Annotated in this window: 12 protein-coding genes; 3 read left to right on the top strand and 9 right to left on the bottom strand. The window is 61.7% G+C overall.

Annotated elements, in window-relative coordinates; all coding sequences use genetic code 11:
* Window positions 1-26: 26 nt before the first annotated feature.
* From LBW87_RS18365 to LBW87_RS18345, 5 genes are all read right to left on the bottom strand, one after another.
* Complete coding sequence (locus LBW87_RS18365) at window positions 27-1133, bottom strand: M14 family metallopeptidase (protein ID WP_225202912.1); 1107 nt, start codon at window positions 1131-1133, stop codon at window positions 27-29.
* Window positions 1130-1993, bottom strand: a complete 864-nt coding sequence (locus LBW87_RS18360; RefSeq protein WP_225202911.1) for a VOC family protein — start codon at window positions 1991-1993, stop codon at window positions 1130-1132. The genes LBW87_RS18365 and LBW87_RS18360 overlap by 4 nt, the downstream gene beginning before the upstream one ends.
* 133 nt (window positions 1994-2126) lie before the next feature.
* Complete coding sequence (locus LBW87_RS18355; RefSeq protein ID WP_225202910.1) at window positions 2127-3842, bottom strand: ABC transporter ATP-binding protein; 1716 nt, start codon at window positions 3840-3842, stop codon at window positions 2127-2129.
* Complete coding sequence (locus LBW87_RS18350) at window positions 3839-4738, bottom strand: ABC transporter permease (RefSeq protein ID WP_225202909.1); 900 nt, start codon at window positions 4736-4738, stop codon at window positions 3839-3841. Before LBW87_RS18350 ends, LBW87_RS18355 begins: the two co-directional genes overlap by 4 nt.
* Before the next feature lie 23 nt (window positions 4739-4761).
* Window positions 4762-5739 (bottom strand): ABC transporter permease, encoded by a 978-nt coding sequence (locus LBW87_RS18345; protein ID WP_225202908.1) that lies wholly within the window; start codon window positions 5737-5739, stop codon window positions 4762-4764.
* Window positions 5740-5963: 224 nt separating this feature from the next.
* On the opposite strand from LBW87_RS18345, the gene LBW87_RS18340 reads away from it, so the two are divergent.
* Both LBW87_RS18340 and LBW87_RS18335 read left to right on the top strand, forming a co-directional pair.
* Entirely contained in the window at window positions 5964-7559 is a 1596-nt protein-coding gene (locus LBW87_RS18340) for an ABC transporter substrate-binding protein (RefSeq protein WP_413927661.1), read from the top strand.
* Window positions 7560-7571: 12 nt separating this feature from the next.
* Window positions 7572-9053 (top strand): amidase, encoded by a 1482-nt coding sequence (locus LBW87_RS18335; RefSeq protein ID WP_225202907.1) that lies wholly within the window; start codon window positions 7572-7574, stop codon window positions 9051-9053.
* A gap of 122 nt (window positions 9054-9175) precedes the next feature.
* Here the strand turns inward: LBW87_RS18335 and LBW87_RS18330 are convergent, their stop codons facing one another.
* On the bottom strand, window positions 9176-9625 hold the full coding sequence (locus tag LBW87_RS18330; RefSeq protein WP_225202906.1) for a GNAT family N-acetyltransferase: 450 nt from the start codon (window positions 9623-9625) through the stop codon (window positions 9176-9178).
* A 200-nt stretch (window positions 9626-9825) separates the two neighbouring features.
* Between LBW87_RS18330 and LBW87_RS18325 the strand changes: the two genes are divergently transcribed.
* A complete protein-coding gene (locus LBW87_RS18325) occupies window positions 9826-11373 on the top strand; it encodes a methyl-accepting chemotaxis protein (protein WP_225202905.1) in 1548 nt (515 codons plus the stop codon).
* A gap of 70 nt (window positions 11374-11443) precedes the next feature.
* On the opposite strand, the gene LBW87_RS18320 is transcribed toward LBW87_RS18325, so the two are convergent.
* The 3 genes from LBW87_RS18320 to LBW87_RS18310 all read right to left on the bottom strand — a co-directional run bounded on the left by LBW87_RS18320 (window position 11444) and on the right by LBW87_RS18310 (window position 15172).
* Complete coding sequence (locus LBW87_RS18320; protein WP_225202904.1) at window positions 11444-13612, bottom strand: TonB-dependent siderophore receptor; 2169 nt, start codon at window positions 13610-13612, stop codon at window positions 11444-11446.
* A gap of 176 nt (window positions 13613-13788) precedes the next feature.
* Window positions 13789-14346, bottom strand: coding sequence for a hypothetical protein (locus LBW87_RS18315; RefSeq protein ID WP_225202903.1), 558 nt, complete (start codon window positions 14344-14346; stop codon window positions 13789-13791).
* A gap of 430 nt (window positions 14347-14776) precedes the next feature.
* Window positions 14777-15172 (bottom strand): HEAT repeat domain-containing protein, encoded by a 396-nt coding sequence (locus tag LBW87_RS18310; RefSeq protein WP_225202902.1) that lies wholly within the window; start codon window positions 15170-15172, stop codon window positions 14777-14779.
* Between the last annotated feature and the right edge of the window lie 199 nt (window positions 15173-15371).

Below are 15371 nucleotides of genomic sequence, written 5' to 3'. Positions count from 1 at the left end.
AGTCTAGGTAATAAAGTTATTGCGGGTTACCAGGCGGCCAGGCCATGCAGGGCCTGGTCAGTGATCTGTACGCCGTGACGGGTCACGGATTGGCGCCAGACGCCGGAATAGGGAACGAAGGCATCGATCAGGTCGAGCCGCAGGTTGTGGTCGCGCGTGGCATCCGGATGCTTCGCCGCATGAAAGCGCAGCCACTGGTCCAGCCGCAGCGCTTCGCGCATATGGCGTCCGCGGGTGCCGAACTCGACCACCGCGCCGGCGATCCGGCGTCCCGGCAGGAAGCGCTCTACCCCGCGAAACACCAGGCCCTGGTAGTTCGGGCGCGCCAGGCCATGCGGGCGCTGGTCCAGCACCCGCTCGCTGCCCCACCAGGCGGCAGCCTGCTGCTGCTCCTGGCTGCCTTCTTCGTTGAAGCACAAAAAGAACGGCTCGCCATATTCGCCAATGCCGGTATGCCAATCGATCAACGCCACTTTCTCGCTGTGGCCCAGGTAGTCCCCCAGGATCGATTCCAGCGTCAGGTTGGACCACTCGCGTTGCTGGCCGCCGTAGACCAGCCCGTCCGGATGGTTGTACTGCCCGCTGGCGGTGGCGTTGAAGGTGGCATCGTCGCCATGGATGCTGCGGAAGTCTTCGATGGCCTGCCTGACCGCGGCTTGTCCGGCATCGGTCCATTCGGGCGGCAGCAGGTGCGGATGCAGCGCATCGTAAGGCGCGTTGGCCGGCGGCGCATGGCTGAAGTCGATGAAGTTGCGATTCAGGTCGACATTGTTTTCGGTGGTGCGCGTCTGGTGCGCCCAGCCATAGGGATTGATGGCATGCACCAGCACCACGTTGGTGTCGGCGGGCAGGGCGGTGGCGGCATCGGTCGCCAGCCACGCCACTTGCGCAGCCGATCCGGCCGCGCCTTCAAGACCATGGGTGCCGCTGATCAGCAACAGGGTGCGCGAGGCTTTCTCTGGCCCGAGGCGCGCCACATCCACGCTCAACGTCTGGCCATCGGGACCTTGCTGGTGCGGATGGGTATAGCGCTGCACCGCGCCGCCGACGGCTTGCGCCTGCGCCGTGAAGCGGGCGCGGCCATCGGCATAGTCACGCGCGAAGACCTGCCAGTTTTCGAGGTGTCGGCTCATGACTGGTCTTCCTGGATGAAGACCTGCAGGGCGCCGGCGGTGTGCGCAGGATCGACCACGATCTCATTGTCCGGTCCTTCCCGGAACGGCACCGCGTTGGCCTCGAGGACCTGGCGTGCAGTCGCCAGATCGCGTACTTCGATCACCGACCCGGCGAACCACGCGTCGTCCAGACCGGCAGGGATCCTGATGCCCGGATAGCGTGCCGCGAAAGCGGCCGGCGTCAGGAACTGCACCCGCAGCGAATCGCGACGCAGCAGCCAGCCCTGCTCGTTGGCGGCGCCGATCGAGATAGCGCCGAAGGCCTGCTGGTACTTCTCGCGCAGGCTGCGCGGATCGGGGTGTACGGCGACCAGCGTCTTGATGCGACGCGCCGTGTTCTGGTGCTCCTGCCATTCGGGACGAAACACCAGGTGACGCGTCTGGTGGCCGCAAGTGAAGTAGTCCGGCACGCCGAAGACGCCTTGCGGAAAGTTCAGGTTCAGCCAGGCGGCATCTTCGGCGCCGTGCGCCAGATGGACCGGGCGTCCGCCGCTGACCAGCGCTTCGGTCTTGATGCCCACGCTGGCCAGTTCGCGCTGCACGGCGGCACTGTCGGTGGTCTGCAGGGCGACCGCCACCGGCCCTTCGTATTGTTCGGGATAGTGCTTGAAGCGCGAGGTCGCCCGCAGCTCTGCCGGGAAGTACAGTAACTCGAGGTAGTTGGAATCGAGCACCAGCGTCTGGTTGCGGGTTCCGGTGTGATGGCGACCTTGCGGCGCGAGTGAAAAACCGAGTTTCTGGTATTGCTTGGTGGCAGACTCCAGATCGTTGACGCGGATGATGTAATGATCCAGTCCGGTCACGGATGGCAGCGACATCGCATGCTCCTTGCACATTGGGGAGGTGCAAGGTTGCATGTGAAACTTGCATCGGTGAACGAAGTATTTCGAATATTTATATGCGCTCAGGGCTGCGCGGCCCGCACCGAAAGCGAGTCTGGATATCGCGACTTCACTGCTGCAAGTGCAGGGCCGGTGATGCCGCCAGCAGGGTTTGCGTGTAAGCGTGTCGGGGCGACTGCCAGATTTGCCGGTGATCGCCGCTTTCGACGATCTTGCCATTCTTCATGACCAGGATGTGATCGGCGATATAGCGCACCACCGACAGGTCATGCGAGATGAACAGGTAGGTCAGGCCGAACTCCTCCTTCAATTCGGAAAGCAGATTGAGAATCTGCGCCTGGATCGACACGTCCAGCGCCGACACCGGCTCGTCCAGCACCAGCAGCGACGGTCGCAGCACCAGCGCGCGGGCGATGCCGATGCGTTGGCGCTGGCCGCCCGAGAACTCGTGCGGGTAGCGTTGCAGGGCGGAGCGCGCCAGTCCGACCCGATCGATCATGGTGGCGATGCGCTGGCCGCGCTCCCGTTTGTCGGTGACGCCGTGCAGCGCCAGCACCGCATCGAGAATATCGACCACCTTGCGACGTGGATTGAGTGACGCGTAAGGGTCCTGGAAGACCATCTGCATGCGACGGCGCCAGGGCGACATCTGTTTCTCGCTGAGCGCTGCGAGGTCGACACCATCGAATTCGATCCGCCCGGCCGCAGGCGCCACCAGCCGCAGCAGGGTGCGCGACAAGGACGACTTGCCGCAGCCCGATTCGCCCACCAGGCCGATGGTCTGGCCGGCGTTGATCGAAAACGAGACATCGTCGACCGCATGGAAGATGCTGCCATCGCGCTTCTGGTAAGAGGTGCGCAGCGCTTGCACCGACAACAGCGGCGCCCTGACCGCTTGTGTTGCGCTGTCGGCGCGTGGCGTGGGGAGCGTCGGCGTCACCAGTTCGACGCCCCGGTGCGTGCCGCTGCGGTCGACCGTGTGACGGATCTCCGCCAGGCGCGCATGCGTGTAGTGGCGTTCCTGGTCACTGTGCAGCGAGGCGCCGAGCAGGCCGGCGGTGTAGGCATGGGAAGGCTGCCGGAACAATTGCCTGACCGGGCCTTGTTCGACGCTTCTACCATCCAGCATCACCAGCACCCGGTCGGCCCACTGCGACACGACCGCCAGGTCATGGGTGATCAGCACCAGCCCCATCGACAGCTCGCGCCGCAGCTGGTGCAGCAGTTCCAGGATATGCGCCTGCACCGTGACATCGAGCGCGGTGGTGGGTTCATCGGCGATGAGCAGGCGCGGCTGGCAGGCCACCGCCATGGCAATCATGACCCGCTGGCGCTGGCCGCCCGAGAGATGATGCGGGAAGTCGTCGACTCGTCGCTGCGGCTCCGTAATCCGTACCAGCTCCAGCAGTTCGATGACGCGCTGGCGGGCCTGTGCTGCTGTCAGTCCCTGATGCAGCCGCAGCACTTCGGCGATCTGCGCGCCGATGCTGTGGACCGGGTTGAGCGAAGTCATCGGCTCCTGGAAGATCATTGATATCTCGCGACCCCGGAGGCTGCGCACGGTCGCTGGCGGCAAGCTGACGATGTCGCGTCCGGCCAGCAGGATGCGGCCGCTGACATCGGCTTCCGGCCCCAGCAGGCCGAGCAGCGCCAGCGCCGTGGTCGACTTGCCGCAGCCCGATTCGCCCACGATGGCCAGCGTCTCACCCTGGACCAGCGAGAACGACAGGTCCTTTACCGCGTGCTGCCGGGCATGACGAAAGTGGATATCAAGATGCTCGACCTGCAACAGCGTCGTGCCATGGTTCAAGCTGGATGCATTCATGCGCGACCTGCCAGGCGTGGGTTATAGGTATCGTTGATGGCGTCGCCCACCAGGTTCAAGGCGAGGATGGTCAGCACGATGGCGACGCCCGGCACCGCCGAGAGATACCAGCCGGTGCGCAGCATCTCCCGGCCTTCGCCGATCATGCTGCCCCAGGACATCGCGTTGGGGTCGCCCAGGCCCAGGAACGACAGGCCCGATTCGATCAGGATCGCATTGGCCACCAGCACCGAGGTGCTGACGATGACCGGGGGCAGGGCGTTGGGCAGGATTTCGCGGAAGATGATCCAGGCGCTGCCAAAACCCTGACTGCGCGCCGCAACCACATATTCCGCTTCCCGCAAGGTGCGAAACTCGGCGCGCACCAGGCGCGCGGTGACTGGCCAGCAGGCCGCGCCGATGGCGCAGATGATCAGCGGCGCCGAAGGTCGGCCGATGGTCACCACCACGATCACGAACAGGAAGGTCGGCACGGTCTGTATCAGTTCCGTCAGGCGTACCAGCACGTCATCTATCCAGCCATCGAAGTAACCCGACAGCGCGCCCACCAACAGGCCGATGCTCAGGCTGATGGCCGCCGCCACCGCGCCGGTGGTGAGCGACACGCGCGCACCGTACATGACGCCGGCGGCCACATCGCGTCCCAGCGAATCGGTGCCCAGCAAGAATTGCGCATCGTCGCCCGGCCATAACAGCGCAGGTCCGACGATATCCTGCGGATCGCCCGGGTAGACGGTGGAAGCGAGCAGCGCCATCAGCGTCACCAGCAGCAGTATCGTCAGGCCCAGCAAGGCCGCCGGGTTCTTCAGCAGGGTGCGCACCGGCCCGTGGCGATGGCTGCGGGGGGCATTGTCCTGAACCAGCGTTGCGGCCGGCGAATTGGTGATGTCTGTCATGTCATGGATCCCTGGATTGGACGTCAGCGCAGGCGAATGCGTGGGTCGAGCGCGGCGTGCAGCAGATCCACCAGCAGGTTGACCTGGATCACCAGCAGCGAAGAGCAGAACAGCACCCCCAGCAGCACCGGATAGTCGCGCGCCAGGATCGATTCGAGCACCAGGCTGCCCATGCCCGGCCAGTTGAAGACCGTTTCGATTACCGTGGCGCCGCCCAGCAGGGCGCCGAAGTGCACGCCTACCAGCGTGGTCACCGGGATGAGCGCATTGCGCAATACGTGGTGCACGGTGACCGCAAATGGCGTCAGTCCCTTGGCATTGGCGGTGCGCACGAAATCCTGCTTGCTCACCTCCAGCATCGCCGCGCGGGTGAGCCGCGAAAAGATGGCGATGTAGAAGGCGGCGGTGGTCAGCATTGGCAGCAACAGGTGCGAGAAGCGGTCGGCCAGCGCCGCCCAGCCGGTCAGCGACGCACCGATGGTATGGCTGCCGCTGGTGGGCAGCCAGCCCAGCTTGACCGAAAACAGCACGATCGCCATCAGGCCGATCCAGAAGGTCGGCACCGAATACAGCAACAGCACCACGACCGAGATGACGCGGTCTTGCCAGCGACCCACGTGGGTCGCCATCAGTGTGCCCAGGATCACGCCTGTCACGGTCGCCACCAGCAGCGCCGATCCCATCAGCAGCAGCGAGTTGCCCAGGCGATCGAAGATCAGCGTGAGCACCGGCAGGTTATGGCGTGGCGAGATGCCAAGATCGAACTGCACGATGTGCAGCAGATAGCTGGCGAGGCGGTCGATCAAGGGCAGGTCGAGGCCGAAGTGGCGCTGCAGGTGCGCCAGGCTTTCGGCGGTGGCGCCACCGGACTCGGCGGCGACGACATCGGCGGCATTGCCGGGCACCCATTCCAGCAGCAGGAAGTTAAGGATGACGATGCCCAGCACGGTAGGTACGGCCTGCAGCAGGTTTCTGCGGAGGATCGGAATCAGTCTGGACAATTATTCACCATGGAGTTTGCGCATTGTGCGTCGCGGCCCGGCCCGGCCAGCCTGTACCGAGGCGGGAAGATGAGCACGTCATTTCGACAAGAAGGGTCAAGAGTCTTGGTCGGAACCGATGATCGGGTCAACGAAGATTGTCGAGTTAGTAAATGCGTTATCGATCTTTGTCGGTGCGCCGGTCGCGGTTTAGACTCGCTCTCCTTTTCACGGAAGGGGTAGGTATGCAAGCAAACAAGCTTCTGCGTCGTCTGGCGCAAACAGTGGCATGGATGGTCGCCGCCACTGCGGCCCACGCACAGGCCCAGCCGCAGCCGACACCACAGTCTGGCGGAACGCTTACCTACCTGATGGCGCAAGAACCCACCGCGCTGATCTCGCTCTTCAATCCCAAGGTCGAAAACCGCAACGTCAGCGCCAAGGTCACCGAAGGGCTGCTGCGCTACGACCGTTCGTTCAAGCCGCAGCCGCTGCTGGCCACCGAATGGAAGGTGAGCGACGATGGCCTGCGCTACACCTTCAAGTTGCGCCGCGGCGTGAAGTTCCACGATGGCAGCGACTTCACCGCCGCCGACGTCAAGTATTCGATCCTGACCCAGCGCGAGATCGGTCCACGCGGCCGCATCACCTTCGCCAACGTCAAGGACGTGCAAACGCCGGACGCCCACACCGCCGTCATCGTGCTGTCGAAGCCTGCGCCTTATCTGCTGCGCGCATTGTCATCGGCCGAGACCCCGATCGTGCCGCAGCGACGCTACGGTGACAGCGATCCATTGACTAATGAAAACAGCAGCCATCCGATCGGCACCGGTCCGTTCAGGTTCAAGGAATGGGTCAAGGGCAGCTACGTCGTGCTGGAAAAAAATCCCGGCTACTGGAAAAACGGCCAACCCTACCTGGACCGGGTGATCTACCGTTTCATCAAGAATCCGGCATCGATCTCGGCCGCGCTGGAAGCGGGCGAAGCCAACGCCGCCATCAATGTCGCCATCTCCGACCTCGACCGCCTGTCGAAGAACCCCAGGCTGGCCGTGGACGACTCCTATGACGAATTCCTGAGCAATGTCCTGTTCCTCGAATTCAACCTCGAGAACCAGATTCTGGCCAACGTGAAGGTCCGGCATGCGCTGGCGCTGGCGGTCGATCGCAACTTCATCGCCAACACCGTCTATTACAAGCGAGCCCAGGTGGTCAATTCGCCGATCCCGGCGGTATTGAGCAACTACTACGATCCGAGCGCCTTCCACTATCCGTTTGACGTGGCACGCGCCAATGCGCTGCTGGACGAGGCCGGTTATCCGCGCAAGGGCAGTGACGGCCGCTTCTCGCTGAAGCTGGCGTTCATGCCTTCGGCGGACTTCAAGCGCACCGCCGAATATGTGCGGGCGGCGCTCAACAAGGTCGGCGTGAAGGTCGAGATCATCGACGGCGACCTGCCGACCTTCATCAACCGCGTCTACAAGGAACGCGGGTTCGATCTCAGCGTGAATGGCCTGGGCCGGCTGTTCGATCCAACGGTAGGCGTGCAGCGATTCTATTGGTCCGACGGCATCAAGAACACGCTGCCATTCGTCAATGCGCCGCACTATAACAATCCCCGGGTGGACGACCTGTTCCGCGCGGCGGCGGTCGAAACCGACGACGCCAGGCGTGCCACCGGGTTCAAGGAAATCCAGGGCATCGTAGGCCGCGATCTGCCGACGCTGCCGCTGGTGACGGTGCCATCGGCCTTGCAGGTCTATCAGAAGCGCGTGCACAACTTGAATAACAGCATCGATCTCACCGCCGGTGATTTCTCGGACACATGGATCGAACAGTAAGAGGCCAAGCACATGAGCAATCAAGCGGACAAGACCACACTGGATGCGCTGGTCTATGCACCGGCGCACGAGCAGGCGCGGGCATTGGCGGCTGGCGAAGTCAGTGCCACCGATTTGCTGGAACATATCCTGGCGCGCATCGATCGCCACAATCCCGAACTGAACGCCGTGATCGCCCGGGACGACGCCGCCGCGCGCAAGGCGGCCACGCTGGCCGACGAAGCGCTGGCGCGCGGCGAGCGTCGTCCGTTGCTGGGTGTGCCGGTGACGGTCAAGGAAAACTTTCACGTCGCCGGCCTGGTCACCAGCGTGGGCAACACCGAATTCGCTGGCAACGTCTCGCCCCAGGACGCGCCGGCGGTGACAGCGCTGCGCGAGGCCGGCGCCGTGATCGTGGGCAAGACCAATGTGCCGCTGGCGCTGGCGGACCTGCAGACCTATAACAACGTGTATGGCGTCACCCGCAATCCCTGGGACCTTGACCGCACGCCTGGCGGTTCGTCGGGCGGATCGGCAGTGGCCATCGCTGCTGGCTTGAGCGCCCTGGAGCTGGGCACCGATATCGGCGGATCGATTCGCGTGCCGGCCCATTTCACGGGCATCTACGGACACAAGCCCACCTTCGGCCTGGTGTACAACGGCGGCACCGGCGCACCTGCCGGCAAGCTGGCGTTGCGCGACCTGACGGTGGCGGGCCCGCTGGCGCGCAGTGCCGAAGACCTTGAACTGGCATTGAAGATCCTGCTGAACCGGGACCCGCTTGCCAGCAAGGCATGGCGCGCGGAACTGCCTCCGGCGCGCCACGGCAGCCTTGATCAATTCCGCGTCCTGTTACTCACCAGATGGCCCGGTCGCAAGCAGTCCGCTTCTGAAAAACTGGTGGAGTCGCGCCTGAAGCAGGGATTGCAGGCAGCCGGCGTGCAGGTGGTGGCGCCCGACGCCGTGGCAGACCTGCTGCCCGATCTCGAGGCTGCGCATGTCCTCTACCGCACCTTGCTGGGCGCATCGCTGGCCATCCCGTCCAGCGCGAGAGCCACGGCAGTGGCCGAAGCGGCAGAACCGGTCAGTACCGACGTGCGCAAACGTGCCGAACGCATCTCGCATGGCGACTGGCTGCAGAACAATGAACAACGCTTTCAACTGCGTGCGCAATGGGAGCGGTTGTTCGAACGTATTGATCTGGTGCTGAGCCCCGTGTTTGTCAGCGGACCATTCGTGCATGACCATACGGAACCCAAGGATGAGCGCATCTTTCCGGTGGCCTTCGACGGCGAGGTAAAGGAACTGAAGTTTGCCGACCTGTTCGACTGGTCAGGGCTGCCGGTGCTGCCTGGTTTGCCTGCGACCAGTTTCCCGATCGGACTGGATGAGGCCGGGTTGCCGGTAGGCGCACAGGCCGTCGGCCCCTATCTCGAAGACCTGACGCCGATCCGGTTTGCCCAATTGTTCACGGCGGGCCAGGGTGGCTTCATTGCGCCCTCCGGCTTTACTTAGTAGACGTCGCCGGGTACCGGCATGCGCCGGTACGACGGCTGACATCTAAACCGATTTTCGTCGCCCTGACGAAAGTCAGGGCCCAGCGTCTTTCATCCTGCCGTAACGGTTTCGTTGCGAGACTACATGCCTTCCGCCCGTGCAACAAAGGCCTGCTTGCCATGGCGGTCGAATCCGACCGATTCATAAAAGCGGAAAATCTTCTCGTCCAGTCTTCCGGTCAGCAACATGACCTTGTAGCAGTCCTGTTCCCAGGCATGTTCCATGGCGTTTTTGACAACGGCCTTGCCATATCCCTTGCCACGATGATCGCCGTGCGTGACCACGTTCTCGATCAGTCCGTAAGGTCGACAGCCTCGTGTCAGGTTAGGAATGACCGCGATCGTGCACGTGGCAACTAACTGAGCGTCGACATAGGCGCCGATATAGCGATAGCGCGGATTGCGGTTGATCTCGTCCCAGACCAGTTCTGCCGTCCTGTCGTCAGCTGGCGTGTGTTCTTCTTCGTGCAGGTAGCGATAGAGAAGAAGCAGGGCGGGTAAATCATCTTTGGCGATCTGGCGAATATGCACGCAGGGTTCCTCTCATTGACGGGGATATGGCCTCAAATCATAACCTTGCGCCAGCAAACGTCGTGGCCGCAATGCCAACTGATATCAATTAGCGCATGGGGCCTGCGATTTAATTCATTGGAAAGACATCGCTCGACTATTTATTATCCGGACCTGTTCAGACATGCGCGCAGACAAATAACGAGAAACTTGAGGTAGACATGAACTGGTTTCACCATCTGAACATCGCAAGGAAGCTTGCCTTGTCTTTTACGGTGTTGATCGCATTGACAGTGATCCTCGGCCTGTTCTCCGTGAGCCAGCTCAGGGAAGTCAACAAGGCGTCGACCGAGATCGTCAGCAAATGGATGCCTTCGATCGAGGCGGCAAGAGAGATACAGGGCTCGTTGCCGCTATTGCGCATTTCAGAACTGGAACTGGTGACGGCAGTACAGCCGACCGAGCGCGACGCGGCCAACAAGGCCATTGCGGCACGGCTGGCATTGCTTGCCAGGCAGCGCGCAACGTATGAACAGCGACTATCGCAACCTGAAGAAAAAGAGCAATACGCCCAATTCAGCAAAAGCCTGGCTGCCTACATCGAGATGGACAAGCAGTTGGCCGAGATGGCCGCCAACCAGCAATACGACGAGACGCGTGCCCTGTTCAATGGCGACTCCGGCAAGCTCTTTCGCAGCATGGTCGCCAATCTTGACGCTATCGTAAAGATCAACGGCGCCGGCAGCGCCCAGGCCGACCAGGACGCTTATCGGGTGTATCACGTGGCGGCAATCGGGATCTTCGCCTTGCTGGCGGTGGCGGTGCTGATCGCATTCGGGCTGGCGCTGGTGGTCGGGCGCAATGTGTCGCGGCCATTGAAGGATGCGGTAGAAATTGCGCAACGCGTGGCCCAGGGCGATCTGACGGTGCATATCCGGGCCACCAGCCGCGACGAGACCGGCCGCCTGATGGAAGCGCTGCGAGCGATGAACGAGAGCCTGCGCAATATCGTCAGCGAGGTGCGCTACGGCACCGACACCATCGGCACTGCCTCCACCGAGATCGCCAGCGGCAATCTCGATCTGTCGTCGCGTACCGAGCGGCAGGCAGGTTCGCTCGAAGAAACCGCGTCGGCGATGGAACAACTCACATCGACCGTCAAGCAGAGCGCCGACAATGCGCGCCAGGCCAATCAACTGGCGGTGTCGGCCTCCGAGATTGCCAGTCAGGGCGGCGAGGTGGTGAGCCGGGTGGTGCAGACCATGGAAGGCATCACCGAGAGTTCACGCAGGATCGCCGACATCATCAGCGTCATCGACGGCATCGCCTTCCAGACTAATATTCTGGCGCTCAATGCCGCCGTCGAAGCCGCCCGCGCGGGCGAGCAGGGGCGCGGCTTTGCCGTGGTCGCGTCGGAGGTGCGCTCGCTGGCGCAGCGTTCGGCCGCTGCCGCCAAGGAAATCAAGGAGTTGATCGACGACTCGGTGGAGAAGGTCAGCGCCGGCAGCGAACTGGTCGAACGTGCCGGATCGACCATGACCGAGGTGGTGGCCAGCGTCAAGCGCGTGACCGATATCGTGGCAGAGATTACGGCGGCCACTAATGAGCAAAGCGGTGGGCTTAACGAAATCAACCAGGCCATCACCCAGATGGATGAGACCACCCAGCAAAATGCCGCCCTGGTCGAGCAGGCTGCCGCAGCCGCCGATTCATTGAAGGGACAGGCCAGTAACCTGGCGCTGGTGGTCGGCCGCTTCAAGCTGGATTAACCAATTCCTGCCCTGCCACGGCGGACGGGATCGTCGACCTGCCGGTCCTGATCCCGCCGCCTTTGTTACCTCAATACTTCCAGTTGATCGCCAGGCTGCCGTTGATCGGTGGTGCGTAATAACCCGATCCCTGCTTCACGCTATAGAAATACTTCTTGTTGAACACGTTGTTCAGGTTGAACGACACGCTCAGGTTCTTGTTGATCTCATAGCTGGACATCAGGTTCAGCACCGAATAACCGCCCTGATAGGCCGAGTTGGTAGCGTCGGAACTGGTTTTGCCCTGGTAGAGCAGGCTGGCGCCGACCTTGAACTGTTCCAGCTGCGGCAAGCGGTAGGTGGTCGACATGCGCAGCTGTCGGCGCGGCACGAAGCTGCGCACCGAGACGCCCTCGTCGTCGGTGATGCGCATGGTCACGAATCCCAGCCCGGCCTGCCAGTTGCGTGCCAGCTCACCGTTCAGGTTGAATTCGGCGCCTTCCGAGCGGGCGTTGATGCCCTTGTAGTAATAGGAAAGGTCGGCGAACGATCCTGCGTAGTCAGCCAGTCCGGATTGCTTGACGCGGAATATCGAGGCCGAGGTATTGAGTCGGCGCTCGAAGAATTCCCCCTTCAGGCCCAGCTCATAGCTGTCGCCCTTGGCAGCGGCCAGCGTGGCGTGGTTGAGGTCGACCTGGGATTGCGGATTGAAGATCTTCGAGTAGTTGCCGAAGGCCGAGATGTTCCGGCTCAGGTCGACCACCAGGCCTGCGTAGGGCGACACTGCGGACTGGCTCAGCACGTGCGCATCGCTCTCCGAATAACCGCTGGAGTCGGCCTGGGTATAGTTGGCGCCGAGCAGCAGCTTGACGCGGTCGTGCAGGTTCAGGCGGGTAGCGGCGTAGAGGGTCTTGCGGGTATCGGAATAGGCCTGGGTGGTCATGTCGCCGTTATAGACCGGCACCGGAAAAGCGCCGCCGAAGGCCTGCGACAAGGGAATATCCAGGTAATAGCCACCGGCGCCGGAGTCGGTGTTGCGGCTAAGCTGTGTCTGCTTCGAACGCGACCAGCTCAGTCCGACGTTGAGGTCATGCTCGCGCCCGAACAGGCTGAATTTACCGCCCACGTTGCTGTCCACGAAGGTGCGCTTGTTGCTGCTGGTAGTGGTCGAGGGGAAACCCATCAGGCCGGTGCCGGTCGCGGCATCGTAGGCGCCGGCGACATAGAACAGCGAACTGTCGCTATCGATCACGTCGTAGTTCAGCGAAGTCTTCCATTGCCAGCCTTCACCGAGCTTCTGGTTCAGCTCGGCAAACGTGCGCTGCTCTTTCGTATCGTAATAGGCCCAGTCGGCCGAAGTGCTGGCACCCACGCCGTATTGCGCCCAGGTGCCGTCGGCATTGGTCAGCGGCAGGGCGCCCCACATCGCACCCTTCGAGTGCACCTTCTGGTAGCTGTAGCCGAGGGTGGCCACAGTCGAGCTGCTGAGGTCGGCCTGCACCACGCCATAGATCAGGTCCTTGGTGGGCTGATAGCGGTCGAGGTAGGAGTTGCCTTCCTGGTGGGCTGCCACCAGGCGTGCCGAGACGGTGCCGGCTTCGTTGATGGGCGTCGAGATATCCGCATCCAGGCGCTTGGTGTTCCAGGAACTCAAGGTCAGGCCGGCGGATGCCTGGAATACCGGGGTCGGACGCTTGCGCACGAAATTGATCGTGGCCGACGGGTTGCCGGTGGATGCGCTCAAGCCATTGGCGCCGGACAGCACTTCGACGCGGTCGAACAAGGCGGTATCGAGGTCGCCGGCCTGCGCGCTATAAGTCAGTGGGACGCCCACGCCATCGAACATGAAGTTGGTCACGTCAAAGCCGCGCGCGCTGAAGTAGGTGCGATCGGTCTCTGACTTGTCGACCGTCAGGCCTGCGGTATTGGCCAGCACATCATTGACGGTATTGAGTTTGAAGTCATCCATCTTGGCGCGGGTGGTCACCGTGAGACCCTGCGGCGTCTCGCGCGGCGACAGCGCGAAGCGGGTGGCGCTACTGCTTTCGCGCACGGTATAGGTATCCGATCCTTCGGTGACGGCCTGCCCCTGGCCGGCCGTCACGGTCACCACCGGCAGGCTGGCCTGGGCGTCGGCTGCCGAGTTGTCCGGCTGCGCCGACGTGGTCTGGGCGGTAGCCGGAAAAGCGGCCAGGACCGCGCAGGCGGCCGCGACGGCCGTCACAAGTGCGCGGGGTTGGGTGAGCAGGCGCGGATGCATATCGTTTAATCCCTTCAGTTGGTGATGTCTGAAGAGGAGGTAACGCGAGGCATCCGAAAGTGATCACTTTCGTGAAATTTTCTTTCCCGGTTTTTTATTACAGGTCGACGCTGGCCTCCAAGTGGGCCGCAATTGGCAGGGGGCCGACGTTAGGGCATCCGACGCTACCCTTGACGTCAATACGCTTCTGCCTGATTGGCGCGTTCCAAATTGTAGAAGTCGATCTGGATAACGGCTTTCGCGCGGGAACCGTCGTATCGGCTGACGCCCCAGGTATTGCCATCGGTTCGTTTCTCCAGGTGCAGAACCTGACCTGCGACCAGATTGACGGCGAAATCCTGGTTGAACTGAGACCAGCTACGGATGCGTGAGCTGCGGTTGTCGCTAAAGCTCATTGTCAGAACGTGCTCGCCAGGTGGCAAATGCAGCTGAAAGCGCCCAGTTGCTGCCAGACTCTTGTTTTTCCACAGCCTGAATGACGAAGCTGGCACGCCATCAATGGCCTCGACAACCAATGTGCTGTCGGTGGTGACGATCGCCAGTTCGTTCCACGGCTTGACCGGTCCGCCGTAACCGAGCATGACAGCCTTGCGGCTCAAGCCACCTGGCCCGGAAGAGCCGTCAGTGTAGTTGTGTTGTAGCTCGGTCATTCTGTCGAGCGTCGAGCAGCCGGCAAGCAGTGCAAGGGTTGAGATCAGTAGTGCGATGCTGGTCTTGGTCTTGGTCTTGATCATGGATATTCGAAGGAGGGAGATTTGACGTTCGTCCGAGAATTTGATCGCAAGTGTAACGGAAATTTCCCTGTGGAAATGTGGGTGACTTCAATATTCGGTCATGGCCGATTGCGGACCTCGTCAAGAGCGGACTTTTCGAATCTTCGATTCTTCCCATCCCGGTCGGAGGCCAAGCAAAAATTCCCGTCTTACCTTCTCCAACGCAACGGCATCCCCCATTTCAGCCTCGATTTCGCCAATACATCCCCAGCAGTCACCGCCACAATCGGCTGAGAGCGGCTCATCGCTCTGACTCAACTTTCGTTGGCACATACCGCAGGTGTTTTGCATCGCAAGTCTCAATTTGAATTAAAAAACTAGGCTGCTCCTGGCCGAAAACAGACATCGTATCAAGAGCCTGATGGCTCAATTCGGCTTGCTATCTGCACACTCAAGGCCAAACGTAAGGCATCGGCCAATGGTTTAAGCCTTCTTCGCCATATTTCCGCAAGTAGGGATCTGCATGCTGGGATAGATGCTCAAGAACCTGACGAGATTCCACTGTGCAGATTCTGGCCAAGGCGTATGCACACTTGCGTTGAAACTCGTGAAGATTTCCCCATTCATCTTGACCCACAATATATTGAGGAGGCTCTTTAGCTGCTTTGGCCAGCGTAGCAATGGCGGTAGGGTCACCAAAAAGACCAAGGTCAAAAACTATGTCTTCATGACGATCATGGTCATCCATCGCCATTAGCTCGATCAAGAGGGGCACCCGAGATTTATCACTTTCAGGCAAAGAGTCCAGCGCTGCGAAAGTTGCAGCGAGACGTTCTGAGTTGCTCATACTAAATCCCCACATGTCTGTTTCTGGCCGATTGCGGACGTGAATCGTCATTCGCCGAAGCGCTTCAGCAAGGAGGAACATGCCGGCGAACCAAATCCTCGTGCCCACTCCTCTGCCAACTGAATTTCTGGTTGAAGTCGTTCGAGCGACTGCCTATTCCAATGCTGGCGAGTCTCTCCTAACGGGAAATGATCCGTTT

Source organism: Herbaspirillum sp. alder98, from assembly GCF_020179755.1.
GTDB lineage: Bacteria > Pseudomonadota > Gammaproteobacteria > Burkholderiales > Burkholderiaceae_D > Herbaspirillum.
The sequence above is the reverse complement of the archived record's forward strand: the minus strand, read 5'-3'. Positions and strand labels throughout refer to the sequence as shown.

Excerpts from the sequence above, each read along its gene's own strand:
- LBW87_RS18340 (WP_413927661.1), top strand. The coding sequence starts at position 5,964 with ATGCAAGCAAACAAGCTTCTGCGTCGTCTGGCGCAAACAGTGGCATGG.
- LBW87_RS18325 (WP_225202905.1), top strand. The coding sequence starts at position 9,826 with ATGAACTGGTTTCACCATCTGAACATCGCAAGGAAGCTTGCCTTGTCT.
- LBW87_RS18315 (WP_225202903.1), bottom strand. The coding sequence starts at position 14,346 with ATGATCAAGACCAAGACCAAGACCAGCATCGCACTACTGATCTCAACC.
- LBW87_RS18355 (WP_225202910.1), bottom strand. The coding sequence starts at position 3,842 with ATGAATGCATCCAGCTTGAACCATGGCACGACGCTGTTGCAGGTCGAG.
- LBW87_RS18335 (WP_225202907.1), top strand. The coding sequence starts at position 7,572 with ATGAGCAATCAAGCGGACAAGACCACACTGGATGCGCTGGTCTATGCA.
- LBW87_RS18360 (WP_225202911.1), bottom strand. The coding sequence starts at position 1,993 with ATGTCGCTGCCATCCGTGACCGGACTGGATCATTACATCATCCGCGTC.
- LBW87_RS18350 (WP_225202909.1), bottom strand. The coding sequence starts at position 4,738 with ATGACAGACATCACCAATTCGCCGGCCGCAACGCTGGTTCAGGACAAT.
- LBW87_RS18320 (WP_225202904.1), bottom strand. The coding sequence starts at position 13,612 with ATGCATCCGCGCCTGCTCACCCAACCCCGCGCACTTGTGACGGCCGTC.
- LBW87_RS18310 (WP_225202902.1), bottom strand. The coding sequence starts at position 15,172 with ATGAGCAACTCAGAACGTCTCGCTGCAACTTTCGCAGCGCTGGACTCT.
- LBW87_RS18365 (WP_225202912.1), bottom strand. The coding sequence starts at position 1,133 with ATGAGCCGACACCTCGAAAACTGGCAGGTCTTCGCGCGTGACTATGCC.